This is a genomic window from Arthrobacter terricola (assembly GCF_004354015.1).
Lineage (GTDB): Bacteria > Actinomycetota > Actinomycetes > Actinomycetales > Micrococcaceae > Arthrobacter > Arthrobacter terricola.
The window spans coordinates 144,658-166,044 of record NZ_SMRU01000004.1 but is presented as its reverse complement, the minus strand read 5'-3'; the positions used below and the strand labels follow the sequence as shown (position 1 = coordinate 166,044).

The 21,387-nt window shown below is 63.9% G+C and carries 17 protein-coding genes, 1 tRNA gene, 1 pseudogene and 1 riboswitch; of the genes and pseudogenes, 14 read left to right on the top strand and 5 right to left on the bottom strand.

Annotation, left to right across the window (positions count from 1 at the left end):
* Positions 1 to 31: 31 nt before the first annotated feature.
* Positions 32 to 451, top strand: a complete 420-nt coding sequence (gene ndk / locus E1809_RS04900; RefSeq protein WP_133203099.1) for a nucleoside-diphosphate kinase — start codon at positions 32 to 34, stop codon at positions 449 to 451.
* Positions 452 to 524: 73 nt separating this feature from the next.
* Here the strand turns inward: ndk and E1809_RS04895 are convergent, their stop codons facing one another.
* The gene (locus E1809_RS04895; protein ID WP_133203098.1) at positions 525 to 1,223 is read right to left on the bottom strand and encodes a vitamin K epoxide reductase family protein; all 699 of its coding nucleotides are present in this window, start codon (positions 1,221 to 1,223) and stop codon (positions 525 to 527) included.
* Positions 1,224 to 1,691: 468 nt separating this feature from the next.
* Here E1809_RS04895 and E1809_RS04890 point away from each other — a divergent pair, with 468 nt between their 5' ends.
* The 12 genes from E1809_RS04890 (at position 1,692) to E1809_RS04835 (ending at position 15,055) form a co-directional block, all read left to right on the top strand.
* Positions 1,692 to 4,940: an Rne/Rng family ribonuclease gene (locus tag E1809_RS04890; RefSeq protein ID WP_235835446.1), complete on the top strand. Its 3,249-nt coding sequence runs from the start codon at positions 1,692 to 1,694 to the stop codon at positions 4,938 to 4,940.
* Positions 4,941 to 5,088: 148 nt separating this feature from the next.
* A riboswitch (TPP riboswitch) is annotated at positions 5,089 to 5,185 on the top strand.
* A complete protein-coding gene (thiD, locus tag E1809_RS04885; RefSeq protein ID WP_133203096.1) occupies positions 5,177 to 6,697 on the top strand; it encodes a bifunctional hydroxymethylpyrimidine kinase/phosphomethylpyrimidine kinase in 1,521 nt (506 codons plus the stop codon). It overlaps the preceding riboswitch by 9 nt.
* 409 nt (positions 6,698 to 7,106) lie before the next feature.
* On the top strand, positions 7,107 to 7,415 hold the full coding sequence (gene rplU / locus E1809_RS04880; RefSeq protein WP_133203156.1) for a 50S ribosomal protein L21: 309 nt from the start codon (positions 7,107 to 7,109) through the stop codon (positions 7,413 to 7,415).
* A 60-nt stretch (positions 7,416 to 7,475) separates the two neighbouring features.
* Positions 7,476 to 7,739, top strand: coding sequence for a 50S ribosomal protein L27 (gene rpmA, locus E1809_RS04875; RefSeq protein WP_003803426.1), 264 nt, complete (start codon positions 7,476 to 7,478; stop codon positions 7,737 to 7,739).
* A 141-nt stretch (positions 7,740 to 7,880) separates the two neighbouring features.
* Positions 7,881 to 9,473 carry a GTPase ObgE gene (obgE, locus tag E1809_RS04870; RefSeq protein WP_133203095.1) on the top strand — a complete coding sequence of 531 codons (1,593 nt, stop codon included), beginning with the start codon at positions 7,881 to 7,883 and terminating at the stop codon, positions 9,471 to 9,473.
* On the top strand, positions 9,463 to 10,653 hold the full coding sequence (gene proB, locus E1809_RS04865; RefSeq protein ID WP_133203094.1) for a glutamate 5-kinase: 1,191 nt from the start codon (positions 9,463 to 9,465) through the stop codon (positions 10,651 to 10,653). Before obgE ends, proB begins: the two co-directional genes overlap by 11 nt.
* A complete protein-coding gene (locus tag E1809_RS04860; RefSeq protein WP_133203093.1) occupies positions 10,650 to 12,020 on the top strand; it encodes a glutamate-5-semialdehyde dehydrogenase in 1,371 nt (456 codons plus the stop codon). The genes proB and E1809_RS04860 overlap by 4 nt, the downstream gene beginning before the upstream one ends.
* Positions 12,021 to 12,097: 77 nt before the next feature.
* Positions 12,098 to 12,334 carry a hypothetical protein gene (locus tag E1809_RS04855; RefSeq protein WP_133203092.1) on the top strand — a complete coding sequence of 79 codons (237 nt, stop codon included), beginning with the start codon at positions 12,098 to 12,100 and terminating at the stop codon, positions 12,332 to 12,334.
* Positions 12,335 to 12,389: 55 nt separating this feature from the next.
* Entirely contained in the window at positions 12,390 to 13,013 is a 624-nt protein-coding gene (gene nadD, locus E1809_RS04850) for a nicotinate-nucleotide adenylyltransferase (protein WP_235835445.1), read from the top strand.
* A gap of 7 nt (positions 13,014 to 13,020) precedes the next feature.
* On the top strand, positions 13,021 to 14,373 hold the full coding sequence (locus tag E1809_RS04845; RefSeq protein ID WP_133203090.1) for a hypothetical protein: 1,353 nt from the start codon (positions 13,021 to 13,023) through the stop codon (positions 14,371 to 14,373).
* 63 nt (positions 14,374 to 14,436) lie between these two features.
* A complete protein-coding gene (gene rsfS / locus E1809_RS04840) occupies positions 14,437 to 14,835 on the top strand; it encodes a ribosome silencing factor (protein WP_133203089.1) in 399 nt (132 codons plus the stop codon).
* Positions 14,836 to 14,979: 144 nt separating this feature from the next.
* Positions 14,980 to 15,055: transfer RNA gene (locus E1809_RS04835), tRNA-Ala, on the top strand.
* 248 nt (positions 15,056 to 15,303) lie between these two features.
* Here the strand turns inward: E1809_RS04835 and E1809_RS04830 are convergent.
* Positions 15,304 to 15,561 carry a hypothetical protein gene (locus E1809_RS04830; RefSeq protein WP_133203088.1) on the bottom strand — a complete coding sequence of 86 codons (258 nt, stop codon included), beginning with the start codon at positions 15,559 to 15,561 and terminating at the stop codon, positions 15,304 to 15,306.
* Entirely contained in the window at positions 15,554 to 15,835 is a 282-nt protein-coding gene (locus E1809_RS04825) for a hypothetical protein (protein WP_133203087.1), read from the bottom strand. Before E1809_RS04825 ends, E1809_RS04830 begins: the two co-directional genes overlap by 8 nt.
* A gap of 316 nt (positions 15,836 to 16,151) precedes the next feature.
* On the opposite strand from E1809_RS04825, the pseudogene E1809_RS27320 reads away from it, so the two are divergent.
* Positions 16,152 to 16,286 (top strand): annotated as a pseudogene (locus E1809_RS27320) (NAD(P)H-hydrate dehydratase); the annotation flags it as partial.
* Between the two features lie 15 nt (positions 16,287 to 16,301).
* On the opposite strand, the gene E1809_RS04815 reads toward E1809_RS27320, so the two are convergent.
* The gene (locus E1809_RS04815; RefSeq protein ID WP_133203086.1) at positions 16,302 to 19,724 is read right to left on the bottom strand and encodes an error-prone DNA polymerase; all 3,423 of its coding nucleotides are present in this window, start codon (positions 19,722 to 19,724) and stop codon (positions 16,302 to 16,304) included.
* Positions 19,725 to 19,813: 89 nt separating this feature from the next.
* The gene (locus E1809_RS04810) at positions 19,814 to 21,313 is read right to left on the bottom strand and encodes a DNA polymerase Y family protein (RefSeq protein ID WP_235835444.1); all 1,500 of its coding nucleotides are present in this window, start codon (positions 21,311 to 21,313) and stop codon (positions 19,814 to 19,816) included.
* Positions 21,314 to 21,387: the final 74 nt, after the last annotated feature.

The following is a 21,387-nucleotide window of genomic DNA, read 5'->3' as shown; positions in this document are numbered from 1 at the left end:
GGAAACCCACACACCCATCATTGGAGCAACTGTGAGCATTGAGCGCACCCTTGTACTGATCAAGCCCGACGGCGTGGCCCGCAACTTGAGCGGAAGCATCCTCGCCCGCATCGAGTCCAAAGGTTACGTTCTGGCCGAACTGAAAAAGGTGAACGCTACCCGCGACCTTCTGGAGCAGCACTACGAAGAGCACGTCGGCAAGCCGTTCTACGAGCCGCTGGTCGAGTTCATGCTGAGCGGCCCTGTCGTTGCCGCGATCTTCGAGGGCCACCGTGTGATCGAAGGGTTCCGTTCGCTGGCGGGCACCACGGATCCGACGACGGCGGCACCCGGCACCATCCGCGGCGACTTCGGCCGTGACTGGGGCCTGGCTGTCCAGCAGAACCTGGTCCACGGTTCCGACTCGGCGGATTCGGCCGAACGCGAGATCAAGATCTGGTTCGGGGAGTAGTCTTCCTCCACAAACGGCTAAGGCCCATGTTCGCTTGCGAACATGGGCCTTAGTGCTTGGCGGGACCAAGCGATCAGTAGCCCGAGGTCCCGATGAACAAATTGATGAAGGCAAAGAAAATGGTGGCAATGACGGCTACATAGAGGAGAGCGGAGATGATCCAGCCGGATTCGCCGAGGATCTTAGCCAAGCGGGCGGGGGCTGGAATGACACCGTGGACCACGTTGCGGATGGTCACGAAAACGAACAGCGGGATCATGCATGCCCACACCACCATGCAGAGCGGGCACAGGATGTGGATGGCGTAGAGCGCCTGGGACCAGAGCCACACGATGAAGATGAATCCGAGCGTGACACCGATTTGGAGTCCCACCCAGTACCAGCGGGCAAACTTGGCCCCTGCGAACATGGCCATGGCTGTGGTGATGATCACGGCGAACGCCACGATGCCAATGAACATATTGGGAAAGCCGAAGACCGAACTCTGCGGGGTCTTCATGACGTCTCCACAGGAAATCCAGGGATTGACGTCGCAGAATGTCCCTGCCTTGGGGTTGATCAGGACCTGCAGCTTCTCAAGGACCAAGGACCCGGATGCCAACCAGGCAACGGTGCCGGTCGCCAGCAGCAGCCAGGCGAACGGTACATCGCGGACCATGCGGGGCAAGGCTGCCGCAGCAGCGTTCTTCCCGGATTTGTTCTTGCCGTCCTTATCCTCTTTGAGGCTGCGGGCGTCGTCATTGGCCAGGTTCGGGCTGGCGGGGCTCGGCATGGTTCGCTGTCCTTTTCTGGAGGGGCCCGGCCAATCACCGGGGACTGCTCTTGGGAGGATTCTAGCCGCGGAGGCTGAAGGCGGTGTCCAGCATGGGTGGCGGCACGGGAGCTTTACACCGCATTTTCCCGCTGGCAGCGCGGGCGTATGAGAGAATGGACATGGCCGGAAGCCGATCCACATGCGGATTCCGGTCCGGTATCTTGTTCCCAAGACCGCCAGCCGCCAGCAGGGCATGCCGGATCCGATGATCCCCGGTAGGCCCGCAGCGGCAATGGACGGCACCTGTTGTGGCAATAGAACAACGGGTTTTGAGCAAGGCCGGCTTTCCGTGGATGCCGCACCCGCATGCTGGTGCGAACCGGAAAGACAACTACTGACTTCTGTCAACGCCTGCGGGTTTTGACAAATATTGCCCCTCTGGGCGCCGGATGTGGCGGTTGCGCAAGGGCAGGAGTGTTGCCACATATGGATAATGAGCAAGTTGTAGCCGCCGCCGAAGGCGCGGCGCCGGAAGAAGCCCCGGAGACGCCGAAGAAGGCCACCCGCACCCGCCGCAAGGCCGCTCCGAAAGCTGCTGCGGAGGCATCAGGAGAAGCGCCCGACGCCGGTGCTGCCGCCCCGTCCGCAGGGCAGGTCGCCGACGCACCGGCTGCTGAAGCGCCCAAGGCGCCCGTCCGGCGCAGCCGGGCCCGCAAGAAGGTCGACGCCGAACCGTTGCCTGGCTTCGCTGAAGAAACCTCCCCTGAAGGTTCCAGGGACGCCGCGCAGGCTGCCGCCGTCGAACCCGAAACCCCCCAAACGGAACCGGCACCCGAAAAGCCGGTGCGGCGCCGTCGTACGACGACGAAGGCAGCGGCAGCCGAAGCAGCGGAGGAAACCCCTGCCGAGCCCGCAGCCGAAGAAGCAGCCGCCGAAGAACCGTCAGTTGCAGCCGCGGAAGCGGTCACTGAAGAAGAGGCCGAAGAGCCGGCCGAGAATGCCGAACCGGCTGCCGCCAGCCCTGCCTCGTCGCTCTTCCTCGAACCCGGCTCCATCACCTCCATGCTTTTCCAGGCTCCGGACTTGAGCACGGTTGTGCGCCCTGCCGTTGTCGATGAAGAATCCGAGGGCGGCGAACGGCCTGGCGATGACAACGAGCTGGATGAGGGCGGCAGCCGCCGTCGGCGTCGCAGCCGCGGGCGGCGTGGCCGCCGTGGCTCCGATCGCGATGAAGTTCCCGGTGAAGAGGTATCCGTCGAAGGTGAAGAAACCGCGGAAGCCGAGGCCGAGGAAGCCTTGGAAGAAGGCGTGACCTCGCGTCGTCGCAGGCGGCGTCGTCGCGGCGACCAGGACCTCGAGCTTACTGGCGGCGGAGACGACGATCCGCCCAACACTGTGACCCGCGTCCGCGCTCCCCGCGCGCACGTGGAATCCACGGGCCCGGATCGGGTCACGAGCGTCAAGGGCTCCACCCGCCTTGAAGCGAAGAAGCAGCGCCGGCGTGAATCCCGGGAGACCGGGCGTCGCCGGCAAGTGATCACCGAAGCCGAGTTCCTGGCGCGCCGCGAATCTGTGGACCGGCAGATGATCGTTCGCCAGCGCGACGACAGGATCCAGATCGGGGTCTTGGAAGACGGCGTGCTGGCCGAACACTTCGTGTCCAAGACGCAGCAGGACTCCTTGATCGGCAATGTGTACTTGGGCAAGGTCCAGAACGTCCTGCCGTCCATGGAAGCCGCTTTCGTGGATATCGGACGGGGCCGCAATGCGGTGCTGTACGCCGGTGAAGTCAATTGGGACACCGTGACGCTCGAAGGCAAGCCGCGCCGCATCGAAAATGCCCTTAAATCCGGCGATTCGGTGCTCGTGCAGGTCACCAAGGACCCCGTAGGCCACAAGGGCGCCCGATTGACGAGCCAGATTTCCCTCCCGGGACGTTACCTCGTGTACGTTCCCGGCGGGTCTATGACCGGCATCTCGCGCAAGCTGCCCGACGTCGAGCGGAACCGCCTGAAGCGGATCCTCAAGGACCGCCTTCCCGAAAACGCGGGCGTCATTGTCCGCACTGCCGCCGAGGGCGCCTCCGAGGAAGAGCTGACCCACGACATCAACCGCCTGCGCGCCCAGTGGGAAGGTATCGAGAGCCAGTCCACGTCCACGAAGATCCTTGCCCCGGAACTTTTGTACGGCGAACCGGACCTCACCATCAAGGTTGTCCGCGACGTCTTCAACGAGGACTTCTCCAAGCTCATCGTCTCGGGCGATGAGGCATGGGACACCATCGAAGCCTACGTGACCTATGTGGCTCCGGACCTGGTGGGGCGCCTCGAAAAGTGGACGTCCGAGCAGGACATCTTCTCGGCTTGGCGCGTGGATGAGCAGATCCACAAGGCCCTGGAGCGGAAGGTTTTCCTGCCTTCAGGCGGTTCGCTCGTGATCGACCGCACTGAGGCCATGACCGTTGTTGACGTGAACACGGGCAAGTTCACCGGCAGCGGCGGCAACCTTGAAGAGACCGTCACCAAGAACAACCTCGAAGCGGCGGAGGAAGTCGTCCGGCAACTCCGCCTGCGCGACATCGGCGGAATCATCGTCATCGACTTCATCGACATGGTCCTCGAGTCCAACCGCGACCTCGTGCTGCGGCGCCTGGTCGAATGCCTTGGCCGGGACCGCACCAAGCACCAGGTCGCCGAAGTGACCTCGCTGGGCCTGGTGCAGATGACCCGTAAGCGCATGGGCACCGGGCTGCTCGAAGTCTTCGGTGAGCAATGCGAAGTGTGTGCAGGGCGCGGCGTCGTCACCCACGACGAGCCCGTTGAGCATCGCCGGGCCAACGTTTTGGCTGCCGAGCACCACCACCCTCGCGCCGAATCCCAGCCAGCGGGCCGCACTGAACCGCGGAAGCGCCGCCGCAGCAGGGGATCGGGGCAGGGCGCGCCCGAGGCCCCGGTAACCACTGTGGGTGCCGTCCACGTTGAACCGACGGATCCCGGCCGCCAGGCCGCCACCCGCGCTGCCCTTGCCACCATTGCGGCCGCGGCCCATGCGGCACACGTGCACGACGACGAGCTGCGGCATGCCGCGGAACTCGCCGCGGGCGAGGCAACCCCGGAAGAGTCCGGCGCAGCGCCCGTCCAGGCTCCGGCCGCTACGCCGGCCGCGTCCTCGGGTGGAACTTCGGGTGGGGCAGGGTTCTCGGGTGAACAGGAACCTGCCGCTCCTTCGTCAAGCCTGTTCGGCACCGAGGAACGCGTGAAGCCCGTGTTGCGGTTTGGTGGCGAAGAAGTCGCCTTGCCCTTCGTCCACCACCCTGAGCCCACGGCTACGGGCACTCCGACCATGAGCCTGGACCTGTTGGCGAAGGCGTTTGCCGGCCTCGGCCATGCCCCGGAAGACGAAGCGCCGGAAGCCGCGGCCCCGGAAGCGGAAGCCTCCGGAAGCAAGCCTTCCGAGGGCGAGGTCAGCGTGGAAGAAGCCCCCACTCCTGAACCCGCTGTGTCAAGCGGGTCCGCGGAGTCTGCACCGCGCAGCCGCAGGGCACGCCGCAACCGCAGCGCCAGCCGGGCGCAGGGTGCGGCCAACGCCACGGATGTCGAACACCATGAGGCCTCCGCGGCTGCTTCAGGCGGCTCCGCCCACGAGGCCAAGGTACCTGTTGAAGGATCCGCCAAGCCCACGGCCACGGAGGAGCCGATCATCCTTGGCGTCGGCGTGCCAAAGTCCGAGCTCTGACAACTCCGTCATTCGAAGCCCCGGTGGGTTTCCGCATTCGCGGATACTGCCGGGGCTTCGGCGTTCCGGCCTTCGGGAGGCCCCGCGCCTCCCCAGCGGCTCGTCGAAGGGTCGATCCCAGTACTTCGTGTGATCCGGGTTAAACTAGGGGACTGACACGGGGTGCCGCGCACCAAGCCGGCTGAGACCAGACCCGTTGAACCTGTCCGGTTAGCACCGGCGAAGGGATGTCCCGTATGGCTTCATCACCGCATTCACTCGTGTACCCGCTCGAGGCGACGCGCCGACGCGTGCCCAGGGTGCTCAGCATCGCCGGATCCGATCCTTCGGGTGGAGCAGGAATCCAGGCCGACCTCAAGAGCATCGCCGCCCAGGGTGGTTACGGCATGGCCGCTATTACGGCCCTCACGGCCCAAAACACGCAAGGCGTCACCGGGGTCCATGTTCCGCCTGTGGATTTCCTGCGCCAGCAACTCGAGGCCATCGGCAATGACATCGAGGTGGACGCCGTCAAGATCGGCATGCTCGGGGATGCCGCGGTGATCGAGGAAGTACGCCGCTGGCTCGGCGAGGTGCGTCCCGCCGTCGTGGTCCTCGACCCTGTGATGATCGCCACGAGCGGCGACCGCCTCCTCGCGGAGTCCGCAGAAGCCGCGCTCCGCGAGCTTCTGCCCTTGGCCGACTTGATCACCCCGAACCTGCCGGAACTGGCCATGCTCCTGGGCGAATCCGAAGCCGCTGATTGGGACACTGCACTCGCGCAGGGTAAGCGGCTGGCCGCCGCGTGTGGAAACACCGTGTTGGTGAAGGGCGGCCACTTGGAGGGACCGGGCTGCCCGGACGCCCTGGTGAACACCGTCGGACTGCTGAGCCAGGACGTCGTGGTCTTCCCCGGCGAGCGGGTGGATACCCGCAACAGCCATGGCACGGGCTGCTCGCTCTCGTCCGCGATGGCCACGGCCAAGGTGCGGCTCGGCGATTGGGAGTCCGCCCTTCGCGTGGTCAAACCGTGGCTCCACGGGGCATTGGCGGAATCGGCGGTGTTGGAAGTCGGCAAGGGCAACGGACCGATCCACCACTTCCACGCGCTGGACAACGGCCTCCAGCCCAGGGAATTCGTAGCACGGTTGTGGGACGAAGCCCGCCCTGAACTGGACGCCATCCATGCCTTGGACTTCATCAAGGACCTGCAATCCGGCGCGCTCGGCGAAACCCATTTCGCGTACTACCTGGCGCAGGATGCCATCTACCTCAACGGATACTCCCGGGTCTTGGCGCGGGCAAGCGCACTGGCTCCGAGCGAGGCTGAGCAGCTGTTCTGGGCCCGGGGAGCCCAAACGTGCCTCGAGGTCGAGTCCGAGCTGCACCGGAACTGGCTCGCGACCCGCGAATCCAGCAACAAGCTAGGGCCAGTTACGAAGGCTTACGTGGACCACTTGGTGGCGGCATCGGCGTCGGGAAGCTATGCCGTCCTGGTCGCTGCCATCCTGCCGTGCTACTGGCTGTACGCAGAGGTGGGACGGCAGCTCCACGACGGATACGTCGAGTCGGGCGCACCGGAAGGGCATCCTTACGCCGATTGGTTGCGCACGTACGCTGACGAAGCATTCGCCGAAGCCACCCGGAAGGCCATCGACATCATCGATGTTGCCGCAGGCGTGGCGTCGCCGGCGGAGCGGGAAGCGATGCTTGAGGCGTTTATCCGGTCCTGCCGCTATGAAACAGCGTTTTTCGACGCGCCGCGGGTTCACGGCTGACAACCTCGTCCGTGGTGTGGGCGGCTGCCGCAGCGTGTCGGGCGGCACGTCCGGGGTTTTGCCAGCGTCAAGGGTAAGCTGTATGGGCACGGTATCGGACGGCGGCATTGCAAGTCCGTGGCATCCATCACATGGCGGCCTCCGGACCGGGCCTCATTTGCAGCCGAGGGAGAAACTAGCGTAGTCTAGATCCTCGGTGCTTACGCCAACACTTGGGTTATGCCCAGAGAACCTTTCGTTCGGATCTGTTTCTTTCGAAACCGTTCCTTGATTCGGGACTGTTCAGGGATAACTCATGGACTCCACATAGGGGTCCACGGCGTTGAGGCACAGCGTGAACCAGGCCCGTTTCGGTTCGGGGTTCCGCACGCAAATTTAGTAATAAACGTCGAGAGAAGTGAGTGCCCAAGTGGTGTACGCGATTGTCCGCGCAGGCGGCCGCCAAGAAAAGGTTTCCGTTGGAGACTACGTAACCCTGAACCGCGTCGCCGGTGAAGCCGGCAGCACCCTTGAGCTGCCCGCACTGCTCCTGGTTGACGGCGACAAGGTAACCTCCGCCGCTGCAGACCTTGCCAAGGTCAAGGTCACGGCCGAGATCCTCGAAGACCTCCGTGGTCCGAAGATCGTCATCCAGAAGTTCAAGAACAAGACCGGCTACAAGAAGCGCCAGGGTCACCGTCAGGAACTGACCAAGATCAAGATCACCGGCATCAAGTAACCACTGGTTACGATCCAGGTTTTCAACAGATTCCCAAGAATTTAAAGGCAGGCATTTCACATGGCACACAAAAAAGGCGCGAGCTCCACTCGCAACGGTCGTGACTCCAACGCTCAGTACCTTGGCGTAAAGCGCTTCGGCGGCCAGGTTGTTTCCGCAGGCGAGATCATCGTCCGCCAGCGTGGCACCCACTTCCACCCGGGTGCAGGCGTCGGTCGCGGTGGCGACGACACCCTGTTCGCACTGCAGGCCGGTGCGGTTGAGTTCGGTACTCGCCGTGGCCGTCGCGTCGTGAACATCGTTGCTGCTGCGGCTGCAGAGTAATACAACGTTCTGAACGGGTGGAGCGGGCCGGTTGGCCCGCTCCACCCGTCTTTTTAACCGCACTAGAATCTACTGGGGCGGGGCGGCGAGCCAGCTTCGCCGCAGCATTCAAGCAGCAGGATCCATCTTGAGGAGAAACACGTGGCCACCTTCGTAGACCGGGTAGTACTTCATGTATCCGGCGGAACAGGCGGCCACGGCTGTGTTTCTGTCAAGCGTGAGAAGTTCAAGCCTTTGGGCGGTCCCGACGGCGGCAATGGCGGCAACGGCGGTGACGTCATCCTGCGGGTCGATGCCCAGACCACGACGCTCCTTGACTACCACCATGCCCCTCACCGCCACGCCACCAACGGCGGTCCCGGCATGGGTGACTGGCGCGGCGGCAAGAACGGCGAAACACTGGTCCTTCCCGTTCCCGAGGGAACGGTTGTCAAAACCAAAGACGGAGTGGTCCTCGCCGACCTCGTGGGCCAGGGCGCGGAGTACGTCGCCGCCGCTGGCGGCCAAGGTGGCCTTGGCAATTCCGCCCTGTCCTCCCAGAAACGCAAGGCTCCCGGCTTCGCCCTCCTCGGTATCGAAGGCGATTCGAGTGACATCGTCCTGGAGCTCAAGTCCATTGCCGATATCGCGCTCGTGGGATTCCCGTCCGCCGGCAAGTCCAGCTTGATCGCGGCGATGTCGGCTGCCCGCCCCAAGATCGCCGACTACCCGTTCACCACCTTGATCCCCAACCTGGGCGTAGTGCAGGCCGGAGATGTCCGGTACACCATTGCAGACGTTCCCGGTCTCATCGAAGGTGCCAGCGAGGGCAAGGGCCTCGGCCACAACTTCCTCCGCCATGTGGAGCGTTGCGCCGCCTTGGTCCACGTCCTCGATTGCGGAACGCTGGAATCGGACCGGGATCCCCTTTCCGACCTCGCGATCATCGAGCAGGAACTCGACCGGTACGCGGTGGACATGAGCTACGCCGGCGTGGACGGCGAGGTGGTGCCCTTGAATGAGCGTCCCAAGCTTGTGGTGTTGAACAAGGTGGACCTCCCAGATGGTCGGGACATGGCCGAGTTCGTCCGTCCCGAACTGGAGGAACGCGGCTACCGCGTCTTCGAAGTGTCTGCGACGAGCCACGAAGGCCTGCGCGCCTTGAGCTTCGCGATGGCCGAGATTGTCATGGCCGCCCGCGATGCTGTTACTGCTGCGCCCCCGAAGGTGGCTGCCCCTGTGCTCCGGCCGCGCGCGGTCAATGAGACTGGCTTCCGCATCCGCCGGGAAGAAAAGAACCTCGAACCGCTCTTCCGGGTGTTGGGTGAAAAGCCGGTCCGCTGGGTCAAGCAGACCGACTTCACGAACGAAGAAGCTATCGGATACCTCGCCGACCGCTTGGCCAAACTCGGTATTGAAACCGAGTTGTTCAAGATGGGCGCCGTTCCGGGTGACACCGTGGTGATCGGCGAAGAAGACGACGGAGTCGTGTTCGATTGGGAGCCCACCATGATGGCGGGGGCCGAACTCCTCGGCACGCCGCGAGGCACCGACATCCGAGTCGCCGATCTCGGTGACCGTCCCACGCGCGCCCAAAAGCGCGAAGAACAAATCGAACGTCGTGAAGCGAAAGCCGCGGCGCGCGCCGAGCTTGAAGCCGAGCGCAAGGCGGGAATCTGGACCGAGTCCGCCAGCCGCCGTCGTACATCCCAGCCCCTGAAGGAAAGCGGCCGGGACAACGACGATGACCGCTAATACGTCGCAGGTTCCCGAGCTCAGCGACGTAAGCGACGCCGTCGAACGTCGCGCGTTGGCCCACGCCAAGCGGATCGTGGTCAAGGTCGGTTCGTCGTCGCTGACCAGTATCAAGGGCGGGATCTCCGAGAAGTCCGTGACCGCGCTCGTCCATGCTTTGGCGGAGAAGCGGAACTCGGGCACGGAGATCATTTTGGTCTCGTCCGGCGCCATTGCCGCCGGACTGGCTCCCCTTGGCCTCGCGAAGCGGCCCAAGGATCTCGCTACCCAACAGGCGGCGGCGAGCGTGGGCCAGGGCTTGCTCATGGCGCGCTACTCGCAGGCCTTCGCCGCGCACGGGGTCACCGTCAGCCAGGTCCTGCTGACTGCTGATGACTTGATGCGTCGGACCCAGCACAGCAACGCGTACCGGGCCCTTGATCGCTTGCTGAATCTCGGCGTCGTGCCCGTGGTGAACGAAAACGACACGGTCGCCACGCACGAAATCCGCTTTGGAGACAACGACCGCCTGGCTGCCTTGGTAGCGCACCTTGTCCGGGCGGACGCCCTGGTCCTGCTGTCCGACGTCGACGCCCTTTACGACGGACCGCCGTCGGCCGGTGCCAAGCGTATCCCGCTGGTGACCGGCCCTAAGGACCTCGCTGGAGTCACCATCGGCAAGGCGGGCAAAGCGGGAGTCGGCACGGGTGGCATGACCACCAAAGTGGAGGCTGCCTCGATCGCCGCGAGTTCCGGAATCCACGGATTGGTGACGTCCACCGCCAACGCCGCCGCCGCCCTTGCGGGCGAAGACGTGGGCACGTGGTTCGCCATCAACGGCAGCCGCAAGCCGGTCCGGCTCTTGTGGCTGGCGCACCTGGCGTCGGTGCGAGGCAGTTTGGTGCTCGACGACGGAGCCGTCCGGGCAGTGCGGGACCGCCACACCTCGTTGCTTCCCGCGGGGATCTCCTCCGTCCAAGGAGACTTCGAGCCCGGCGACCCCGTGGAAATGCTGTCCACTGCCGGTACCGTCATCGCCAGGGGATTGGTGAACTACTCTTCCGAGGAGCTTCCCCGCATGCTTGGCCGTTCCACGAAGGAACTCGCGAAGGACCTGGGCCGCGGATATGACCGCGTGGTTGTCCATGTTGACGACCTCGTGCTGGTCCAGCCGCCGCGCTCCACTAAACTTGGAGAATGACTGAGGCACTCACCCCCGATTCTCCCGTGATCACCGACTCCTTGACGACCGGCCAGGCCGCTCAGGCGCCGGAAGCTCCGGAGCCCGGGCAGGTGCCGTCCACGCCCGAACAGGTGGAAGCGGCAGTGCACTCGATCGCGGACCGCGCACGCCACGCGGCGCGGAGCATGGGTCAGGCAAACCGCGCCTGGAAGGACCGTGCCTTGCACGCCATCGGTTCCGCCCTGCAGGAAAACCAGGCCTTGATCCTCGCAGCCAACGCCAAGGATGTTGAGTCGGGACGCAACAACGGGACTTCGGCTGCCTTGCTGGACCGCCTGACCCTGACCGCGGCACGCATCGATGGCCTGGTGGCGGCTTTGGAAAACCTCGCCGGCTTGCCTGATCCCGTAGGCAATGTGGTCCGCGGGCAGACGCTCCCGAATGGACTTCGGCTGCGCCAGGTCAACGTCCCCATGGGTGTGGTAGCCGCTATCTACGAAGCGCGCCCGAACGTCACTGTTGACATCGCCGGACTAGCGCTGAAGAGCGGCAACGCCGTGATCCTGCGCGGCGGTTCCGCTGCCGCCCACACCAACGAAGCTCTAGTCGCCATCCTGCGCGATGCCCTGGAATCCGTGGGTCTGCCGGCCGATGCCGTGCAGACCGTGGACCAGTTCGGCCGTGAGGGCGCGAACGTCCTGATGCGCGCCCGTGGCCGGGTGGACGTCCTGATTCCCCGCGGTGGACGTGACCTGATCCAGACCGTGGTGAACAACTCGTCTGTGCCTGTCATTGAGACCGGCGAGGGCAACGTCCATATCTTCATCGACGAGTCCGCCGGCGAAGACATGGCAGTGGACATCCTGCTCAACGCCAAGACCCAACGTCCAAGTGTGTGTAATACGGTAGAGACGCTCCTGGTGCATTCGAAATCCACGGTATTGCCCGCGGTCGCCGCCGCCCTGCGGTCGGCGGGGGTCACGCTCCACGCCGATGAGCGGGTCCAGGCAGCGCTCTCCGGTACCGTCGAGACGGTGCCGGCGGACGACGTCGATTGGGCCACCGAATACATGGACCTCGACCTCGCCGTCGCAATGGTGGACAGCCTTGACGAGGCCGTTGCCCACATCCGCAAATGGACTACGGGCCACACGGAGGCCATCCTGACGAACAACCTCGCCAACGCGGAGAAGTTCATTGCCGAGATAGACTCCGCGGCCGTTATCGTGAACGCTTCCACGCGCTTTACCGACGGCGGCGAACTTGGCCTGGGTGCCGAGGTTGGCATCTCCACCCAGAAGTTGCACGCCCGCGGTCCCATGGGCCTCACGGAACTCACCACCACGAAGTGGATCGTCCAGGGTGAAGGCCAGATCCGCGGCTAGCAACGCTGTAACATAGAACAGAAGTCCTGGACGGTGGGGATCCGCCGTCGACATCCTTTGAACCGCTAGGGGAGAAAATGCAGTTTCAGCAGATCGCCATGTCAGTCCTGGCCCAAGGAGGAGGCGAAAGCGAGGCGCCTGCACCGTTGTTGGCCCCTCCGTTCGTCATCGGGGGCACGATGTTCTGCATCCTGCTGATCCTGATGTTCATCGCTGTTTCCTACACGAACCTCGGCAACCGGCACGATGCTGTCGAGGAACACTCGGATCCGCACCGCCAGCACCCGGCCAAGCACCCAGGGCTGGGTCACTGACATTTCCGCTGCAAAACCCTTCGAACAGTCGGGGCGCCGGATCCGATTGGGAGTGATGGGCGGGACCTTCGATCCCATCCATCACGGCCACTTGGTTGCCGCCAGCGAGGTGGCAGCCAAGTTCCAACTGGACGAGGTGGTCTTCGTGCCCACCGGGCAGCCCTGGCAGAAGTCGAGCAGGCTGGTCAGCGAACCTGAACACAGGTACCTCATGACGGTCATTGCCACGGCTTCGAACCCCAACTTCACGGTGAGCCGGGTGGACATCGACCGCCCCGGGCCGACGTTCACCATCGACACGCTGCGGGACCTCCGGACTCTGCGGCAGGATGCCGATCTGTTCTTCATTACCGGCGCCGATGCCTTGGCCCAGATCCTGTCGTGGAAAGACGTGGACGAGCTCTGGTCGCTGGCGCACTTCGTCGGTGTCACCCGGCCAGGCCACGTCCTAGACGACATGGGCAGGGGTGATGACGTCAGCCTCCTGGAAGTGCCCGCCATGGCGATTTCCTCCACGGATTGCCGTGCCCGCGTGGGTGCCGGCAATCCGGTCTGGTATCTCGTGCCCGACGGCGTGGTGCAGTACATCGCCAAGTACAAGCTGTACTCGGGCAAACCCGGCCTGGGTTCGTCCGTGCATGCCATGACCGGATCAGACCACCAAGCCCGTACCGAGTGAGTTGTGAATGAGCCAGGAACAGCCTCCTATCCGTAGCCGGCGTGAGCTTCGACGAGCCCGGGATGCGCGTCTGGAACAGCCGGGCGCCAGCCCGGAGACCGTGGATCCAGAGACCGCAGACCTGGAGACCGTAGATCCAGCCAACGCAGGCGCGGCGACCCCGGAGTCGACCCCCCGTGCCGGACGCCCGGCCGGCGGGTCTGCTTCGGCGAACCGGGTTCGGCGTGTAGCCGATGCCCCCTTGGATGCGGAGCCTGCGGCGGAACGTTCTTCACAAGCGCGTGCCCGTGATCGTGCCGCGCTGCGGGCCATCAAGGAACTGGCCGACAAGGAGCAGCAGCTTTCCCGCGGTGGTCCGCCCACCCGCCGGCAAATGCGGCTTCGTGAGCTTCAAGAGGAAGTTGCCCCGGGCACTGCGATGATTCCGGTCATCGGTTCACCCGCGCCGGGACAAAGGACCCCGGGCGGACCTGGCGCAGGTGTTCCCGTGACCAGCGGACCGGCGTCGCAAGCTCCTGTTTCGAACACCCCGGGCAAGGCGAACTCGAAGCCCAGGACCGGCGGTGGCCCCATCGCCACGTCGCCTGACGGAACGGTCCGCGTGACTGCCGGCCCACCGCCCGGCGCACCCGACATGACCGTGGAGCAGGCGCTCATGGCGCGCGAGCTCCTCGCTGCCCAGGCAAGCAACCAGGCCAACAAGCTTGAGCACATTGCCGCGATGGAATCCGCTGTCCAGGTGGACACCGGTGCCCGGCAGTCCGGGGCTGATGCTGATGCGGCCGATCCCCAGGCTTTGGCGGAGCAGATCGCCCAGGCCGAACGCGAGGCGATCCTCAACAAGAGGGCCATGGCCAAGCAGAAGCTGGCCGAGCAGAACAGCCGTCCTGCGGCTCCGACCAAGACCGATCCTTCCGCGGCAAGTAATCTGGCCATGGTCACGCCCTTGGAATTCGTCAAGGTTCCAGGCATGGACCGTCCGGTCATGAAGCCGCCCAGCACAAGCTTCGTACCCCTGGTGACATCGCCCGGACCGAAGCTGAAGCCCGGCCAGTCGTCGGGCAAGCCACGCACGCTGCGCGGCAGGGCAGGTGTCCTGGCCCGGGCGGAAGCCGCAGCGAAGGCGGCAGTCCGGCGTCCGGCGTCGGACATTGAGGCGGAGCGGGGGACCGCAGCGGAAGTCTCCGAGCACCCGCCCCTTTCGGCCAGTTCGGCACACGGACTGGAGCCATTGGACGCGGCGACCGCAGGACTTGGCCGGGCGCAGCGTGCCCGGCTCATAGTCTTGGGGCTCGTGGGCGTCGGAGTTTTGGCCTTGATCGTGGGCATCATCATGATCAGCAGCGGACTATCACGCTGACCATAGGCTTTCGGCCATCAATCAGGCTTCGATCGTCATCGAAGCCGCGTTACAAGGAGTCCCGTGACTGCACATGAAACATCCGTCCTCTTGGCCCGCCACGCCGCCCGCGCGGCGGCGGACAAGCTGGCCGAGGACATCGTCGCCCTGGACGTCAGTGAAAGGCTGGCTCTGACCGATGTGTTCCTCATCGCGTCCGCCCCGACGGAGCGCCAGGTTAACGCGATCGTCGATGGCATCGAGGAGGAATTGCTCAAGCAGGACCTCCGTCCGGTGCGCCGTGAAGGCCGGGCTGAAGGCCGTTGGGTTTTGCTCGACTATGCGGACATCGTGGTGCACGTCCAGCACAGTGAAGACCGCGTCTTCTACGCACTCGAGCGTCTTTGGAAGGACTGCCCCGTGGTGGACCTGGGGCTCGGCGACGACGCTTCGGCGAAGGCCCGGGCTGCCGAGGAATCGTAACCGGAAAGCCTACGCCAAGCGGAATATGCCCGATTTGGAATTTTCGTAAACGCTGGTCTAAGATATTTGAGTTGCTTCGGGGGAAAGAGAAGCTGAACGGGGCTTTCAAAGCCGTTGTTCCAGCGAGCGAAGCAGCAAGAATATGGGGCTGTGGCGCAGCTGGTAGCGCACCTGCATGGCATGCAGGGGGTCAGGGGTTCGAGTCCCCTCAGCTCCACCATAGAGGCCTTACTCGAATCACGGACCAGGTTCATGCCGTCGAGTAGGGCCTCAACTTTTTGGAAATTGAAAGAGCCACCCGGTCGGGTGGCTCTTTTGTTTTCTCTGGTATTTGGCTCTTCGTGGACACCCAATTGCGGCGCACGATACGTGAAATCACCGCGCAAGAATCAGGCGCGTCTCTGTTTGCCGTTTCAGAAACGCGACACTGGATCCGGAGGAACTCATGCGGTCCTCGGCCGTACGAATTTATATTGTTAGTTCTTCCGGGATGCCGAATCGCTTCCCAACGAGTAAGCGAATAGCCCAGAGCGAAGGCTGATCTTCCAGCTCAACGCCTTCACCCCCGTAATACACGCCCGTTTCATCGGCCACGGCGTCGATATCAAAAAGTCTGAGGACCTCGCTCACGCGAAACTGATACTCTGTGGGGGTCATTTCGCGCGACGCACGAACCGGAATTTCGCTGAGTTTGCGCGCGACCTCAGCCTGGATGGGTTCATTCACTCGGGCGGTTCACATTCCATCCGCACCGATCGCTCACCGCGTCGATGTTTCCGCTGCTTTCCACCCTCCAGTTTGCAGTCCTGGTTCCGTAGTTGTAGGCATGGGTGTAGCCGCCGAAGTCCGTGTAGCGCACCGCGGTGCCGGAGTGGAACACGGACTGTGCGCTGTTCTGAGTCGTTACCGATACCCACACGGCCTGACTCACGGGGCAGCTGAGCGACCCGCTGACGGTCGTCGTTGCTGCTTGAGCGGGCATCGAGGTTGCCGCTACCATGCCATTACCGCACAAATTCCGCTCGCACCGATCTTTCGAGTTTTCAGTGCTTCCCGCTCAGTACCGGCACGGGTTTTCTTTGCGCAAGCCTGCCACATGGTTTTTACAGGCCTATAATTTTGAAAATGCCGAGAAGTCATAACTACCCCCAATAGTAAAGGCGAATGAGGCTACCGAGAATAGTCGATGGCACGAGTGCTGTCTAGATTTTCTAACAAACAGGTCGAGGACCCTTTGAGAAATTCCGCAATCAACTTCGGTTAATCAACTATTGTCTTCGGAACCTTTACCATCGCGGCATGCATCTCATGTCCTTCAGGCGGCCTGCTGGGGTTCGCACCTCCACGCGAGCGCGGGCGACAGGCTCGCATGCCGGAAGGGCAGCGTGGGCTACCTTGCGCGGGAACTCGCTGACGAATTGCCGCCGCTCATGATGGAGTTGGGCACGTGAGTCCCGGCGGTCCGGCTACCTGAAATCGCGGGAAGCCGACTTGACCGTCAGGACCAAAGGCTCCAATTTGTCGGCCACAAGGTTGGTGACTCCTTCCTGCGTGCGCTCCAGGAACCCGCGGACTATCAATGCCGAAGATTCCCTGGCCACGCGACGATGCCGCTTCCACAAGCCGATGCTGCAGATGACATTGAGGATTCCGCTCTCATCTTCCAGATTGACGAAGGTTATCCCTTGGGCGGTCTGCGGCCGTTGGCGATGAGTGACGACGCCGGCCACCTCCACCCGGGTGCCCGACCTCACTTGGGCGAGCCTGTCCACCCGCAGGACACCCCTGGAATCCAGCCGGCCACGGGCGTAACGCATGGGGTGGTCATCAGTGCTGATCCCGGTTGCCCACATATCGTAGGCAACGTTTTCCTGCGGCGAGAGTTCAGGCAACAAGGGCGGTTGGACGGGGACATGCGTTCCCGGCAGTTGCCCTTCCCGCTCCAGGGCCGCGTCGCCGGCCTGCCATAGCGCCTCGCGCCGGTTCATGCCGAGCGAATCGAGCGCCCCCGCCGAAGCGAGTGCCTCCAATTGCTCCGCACTGAGGTCCGCGCGTCGTGACAGATCGCCCAGATCCCGGAAGGGGCCATTTTGATCCCTTTCCGCGACGATGCGTTTCGCGACCTCCGCGCCGATGGACGTCACGCCGTCGAGCCCTAACCGCACCGCATGTGAACCGTCGCGGCGGTGCAAGTGGTCTTCGCGGGGCTGGTCCTGCAGGAAGGGACCGATGGGTGGCTGGTGGAACTCGAGGCACGAATCCATGCCGCCCTGATCCCTTTCCTTCGGATCATCGATCTTCTCCAGGGTTGCCTCGGCACGGGAACTGAGGATATCTGGACGCAACACCTGGACTCCGTGGCGCCGGGCATCAGCCACCAACGACTGGGGTGAGTAGAAGCCCATGGGTTGCGCGCGAAGCAGGGCAGCGAGGAACGCTCCGGGATAGTGAAGCTTCAACCATGAGCTTGCATAGACAAGCACCGCGAAGCTCAAGGAGTGGGATTCCGCGAAGCCGAAGTTCGCGAAGGCCTGGATCTTGGCGTAGATGGCATCGGCGTCGTCCTTGCTGATTCCATTGGCGGCCATCCCCGCATAGAGCTTGGCTTCCAATGATTCGATCTTTTCCCGTCCCCTTTTGGAACCCATGGCACGGCGGAGCAGGTCCGCGTCCTCCGCGGTACAGCCACCGACGGCGACAGCCATTTGCATGAGCTGCTCCTGGAACAGGGGCACGCCCTTGGTCCTTTTCAGCACGGGTTCCAGCAGGGGATGAAGATACGTGATTTTCTCCGTGCCTGCGCGGCGGCGGATGTAGGGGTGCACGGCGCCGCCCTGGACCGGGCCGGGGCGGATCAGTGCGATTTCAACCACCAGATCGTAGTACTCCCGCGGTTTCAACCGGGGCAGGGTGCTGATCTGGGCCCGTGATTCCACTTGGAACACCCCGATGGAGTCGGCACGGCAAAGCATGTCGTAGACGGCCTGCTCTTCCCGCGGAATGCTCTCGATGGTCCAGCGCTCGCCGAAATTGTTGTCAATCAAATCAAAGGAATATTGCAGTGCGGCAAGCATGCCCAGGCCAAGGAGGTCGAACTTGACCAGCCCCATCCATTCGCAGTCGTCCTTGTCCCATTGCAGGACGGTGCGGTTGTCCATCCGGGCCCGTTCGATCGGTACCACTTCGCCGACGGGCCTTTCGGTGAGGACCATCCCGCCGGAATGGATGCCCAAGTGCCGCGGGGCGCCCATGATCTGTTCGGCGAGCTTCAGGACCGGCTCGGGGATGTTGTGTGCCTTGCCGTCGCTGAGGTCGCCCCAGTGATCGAGCCGCTTCGACCAGGCATCCTGCTGGCCTTGGCTGTAGCCGAGCGCCTTGGCGACGTCGCGGACAGCGTTCTTTGGCCTGTAGCTGATGACGTTCGCCACTTGGGCTGCGTTGAACCGTCCATATTTGCCGTAAACGTACTGGATCACTTCTTCGCGACGGTCCGAGTCGAAATCGACGTCGATGTCCGGCTCTTCTTCGCGGAGGCTGGAAAGGAAACGCTCGAAGGGGAGGTTGTAGAAAATACTGTCGACGGCGGTGATCCCCAGTGCGTAGCAGACAGCGGAGTTGGCCGCGGAACCACGGCCTTGGCAGAGGATTCCGCGGGAACGCGCGAACTGCACAATATCGTGCACAATCAGGAAGTAGCCGGGGAAGTCCTTGGCTTCGATCACAGCGAGCTCCTGCTCGATCCTGCGATGGACCCGTTCGTCGGCGTCGGGGTACTTATCTTTGATCCCTTCGGAGACGAGGCTACGGAGCCACGAGTTGAGGCTGTGTCCCGGGGGAACGTCGAGCTTCGGCAGTTTTGGCCTGGCTGCCCGCAACTGGAAAGCGAGTTCGTCGGCGATCTCCACGGTCCGTTCGACAGCGCCCGGGTAACGGGCGAACCGGGCCGCCATCTCTGAACCGCTCCGCAAGTGGGCTCCGCTGTTCGCGGGCAGCCATCCGTCCAGTTCGTCAAGGCTGCGGCGGGCCCTGACGGCGGCCATGGCCGTGGCCAAGGGGTAGCCGGCCGGGGCGGCATAGTGCACCGCGTTGCTTGCGATGACAGGGATGCCTGCCTGGTCCGCAATGCGGGCGAGGGCATCGTTGTGGCTGCTGTCGAGCGGATTGCCGTGGTCGAAGAGCTCCACCACCACGTTCCCCTGCCCGAACCTTTCAATAAGGGCGTCGACCTCGCGGGCTGCGGCATGCTCGCCCTCCCGCAAGAGTGCCCTCCTGACTGCGCCTTTGCGGCATCCGGTCAGCACCAGGCAGTGACCGCGCAAGGACTCCGATACGGCGTCGAGGTCGTAGATGGGCCGCCCCTTTTCGGAGTCGGCCGCCAGATGCGCGGCAGTCATTGCCGCCGCCAGCCTGTGGTACCCCTCTTCCTTGCGGGCAAGCACAAGCAAGTGCTCGCCTTCGGGGTCGGCTTCGCCATGTTGTGGCTTGCTGAGCCCGAGCGACAGTTCTGCGCCAAACACTGTCTTCAGGCTGTAGGCCTCGGCCGCTTCCGCCATGCGGACGATTCCGTAGAAACCGTCGTGGTCGGTCAACGCGAGTGCGTGGAGGCCAAGCCGTACGGCTTCTTCCACCAATTGCTCGGGGGAGGAGGAACCGTCCAGGAAGCTGTAGTTCGAATGCGCGTGCAACTCGGCATAAGGCACGACGGCGGTACTCGCCTTGGCAGCTGCCTGTGCGGGATCGAGGGGCGGACGCTGGTAGGGCCCGCGTTTCCTCGACCAAGCCGGGCTGTCCCCGCCGTCCCCTTTGCCTTTGCCGGGGTTCGGCTTTCGCCGGCCTGAAAGCGTGCTTTCGAATTCAGGCCAGGTCATTGGCGGGTTGTTCCAGCCCATCTCCTGCCTTTCTGCCTACACCTGTTCTTACTTCAAGTGTTCTTACTTCAAGCCCGGTGCCCGTTCTTGCGGCTCAGTGTTCTTGCATCTCAGTCGTACCTGGCCTCGGCCCACCAATCTTGTCCATCCAAAAGCAGGAGCCAGGCCTCTCCGTCGCCGTCCACCAATTGGAAGCGGTCCGCTTCAAGCTTGTGGACGGCGTCCCACCACCTTTGGCGAAGCGGCCAGGGACCCGCCCACCTGGTCACCGCCCGTCGTCGTACGGGGTCTCCGGTGGGACAGAACCACTTCGGCGGCGCTTTCAAGCCGCCGCGGTGATCCGTGCTGACTTTTTCCCTGTTCGCATCCAGCAGCAGGACCGGAATGAGCGAAGCGAACACAGTGGCGGGTTGCGGATCCGGAAGCCTTCCCGGCCAAGGCCTGGCCGCCAAACCGGTGGTTCCGGCGGGCAGGGCATCGCCCCAGGGAACCAGGCGGCGCCTCTCGGACAGCAGCCGTCCTCCGGAGATCGCAGGGACAACAACGGCTTCATGGCCCAGCATGCTTTGGATCCGGGTGAGTCCATGATGGATCTGTTCCTCGGCGCCGTCGCCGAAAAGTGCACGTCCGTGATGGGCGATGGAGTCCACCCGGCCGGGGAGGAACTCCACCCGGGTGACTGGCGAGGACAACCCACTTCCCACCCCGCTTCCCGCGGGAGCGGACGATGGAGACTGGAGTTGCCACCGCACCCGGTCCACGACGTCCGGGGCTGTGAAGTGGCGGGGGTGGCCCCAAGTCCTTTCTGAGCGGCTGCCTGCTTCGTCAGTGATGAGGACTTTCAGTTCCGTGCAGACCAAACCCTCCGTCTGCAATCCCGCCACGAAGGCATCCGCCGTGGCTCGAAGCTGGAACGCGAGTTGGTCAACCCGGTCCAGGCCCGGTTCGAAATCCACTGAGTGGTCCAGTTTCCGGGGAGGCGTCCGGGGAACCACGATGCGGGGATCTTGCCCGTTGGCCAAGGCATGGGCATTGATGCCCGCTGCTCCGAAACGGGCGAGGACATCTGTGGCGGGAAGATCCGCGAAACTCCCCAAGGTGCGGATACCGAGGCGCTTGAGCAAGGAAGCAAGTTTCGCTTGCCCCAGGACATCCACAGGAAAGGGTGTGAGGAAGTCCTTGGAGGAACCCGGAGGCAGTACCAGGACGGCAGAAAGCTCAGTGGTGCTCCGGGCTGCCTGTTCCGCAGCGAACACGGAATCGGCAATGCCTACCCGGGCCTCCACCCCGAGGCTGTCGGCGGATTCAAGCACGGCACCCGCAGCCGCTTCCTCCCCGCCGTAGTACCGTGCGGCGCCCCGGGCCCGGATAGCGCAAAGGCCAGGGCGAAGAACCTCCACGCCAGGCGTCCGTTCTTCAAGGGACGTGATGATGGGTTCGAATTCGCGGGCGTCGCGCACCGGATCGACTGGGCAAGCCACGAGATCGGGACAACGGGTCTGGGCTTCGCGCAGCCGCAAGCCCCTGACTACCCCTTCAAGCCGCGCTTCCGCGGAGCAGGCGGCAATGACCCCTTGCCCAATGACTGCCGCCGGTACATTCGAAGGCAAGTCATCTGCCAATCGGGCGGCGACAAGGGGCCAATCAGGAAACCAAGCCACCAGTGCGCGCACCGGCGAATCGA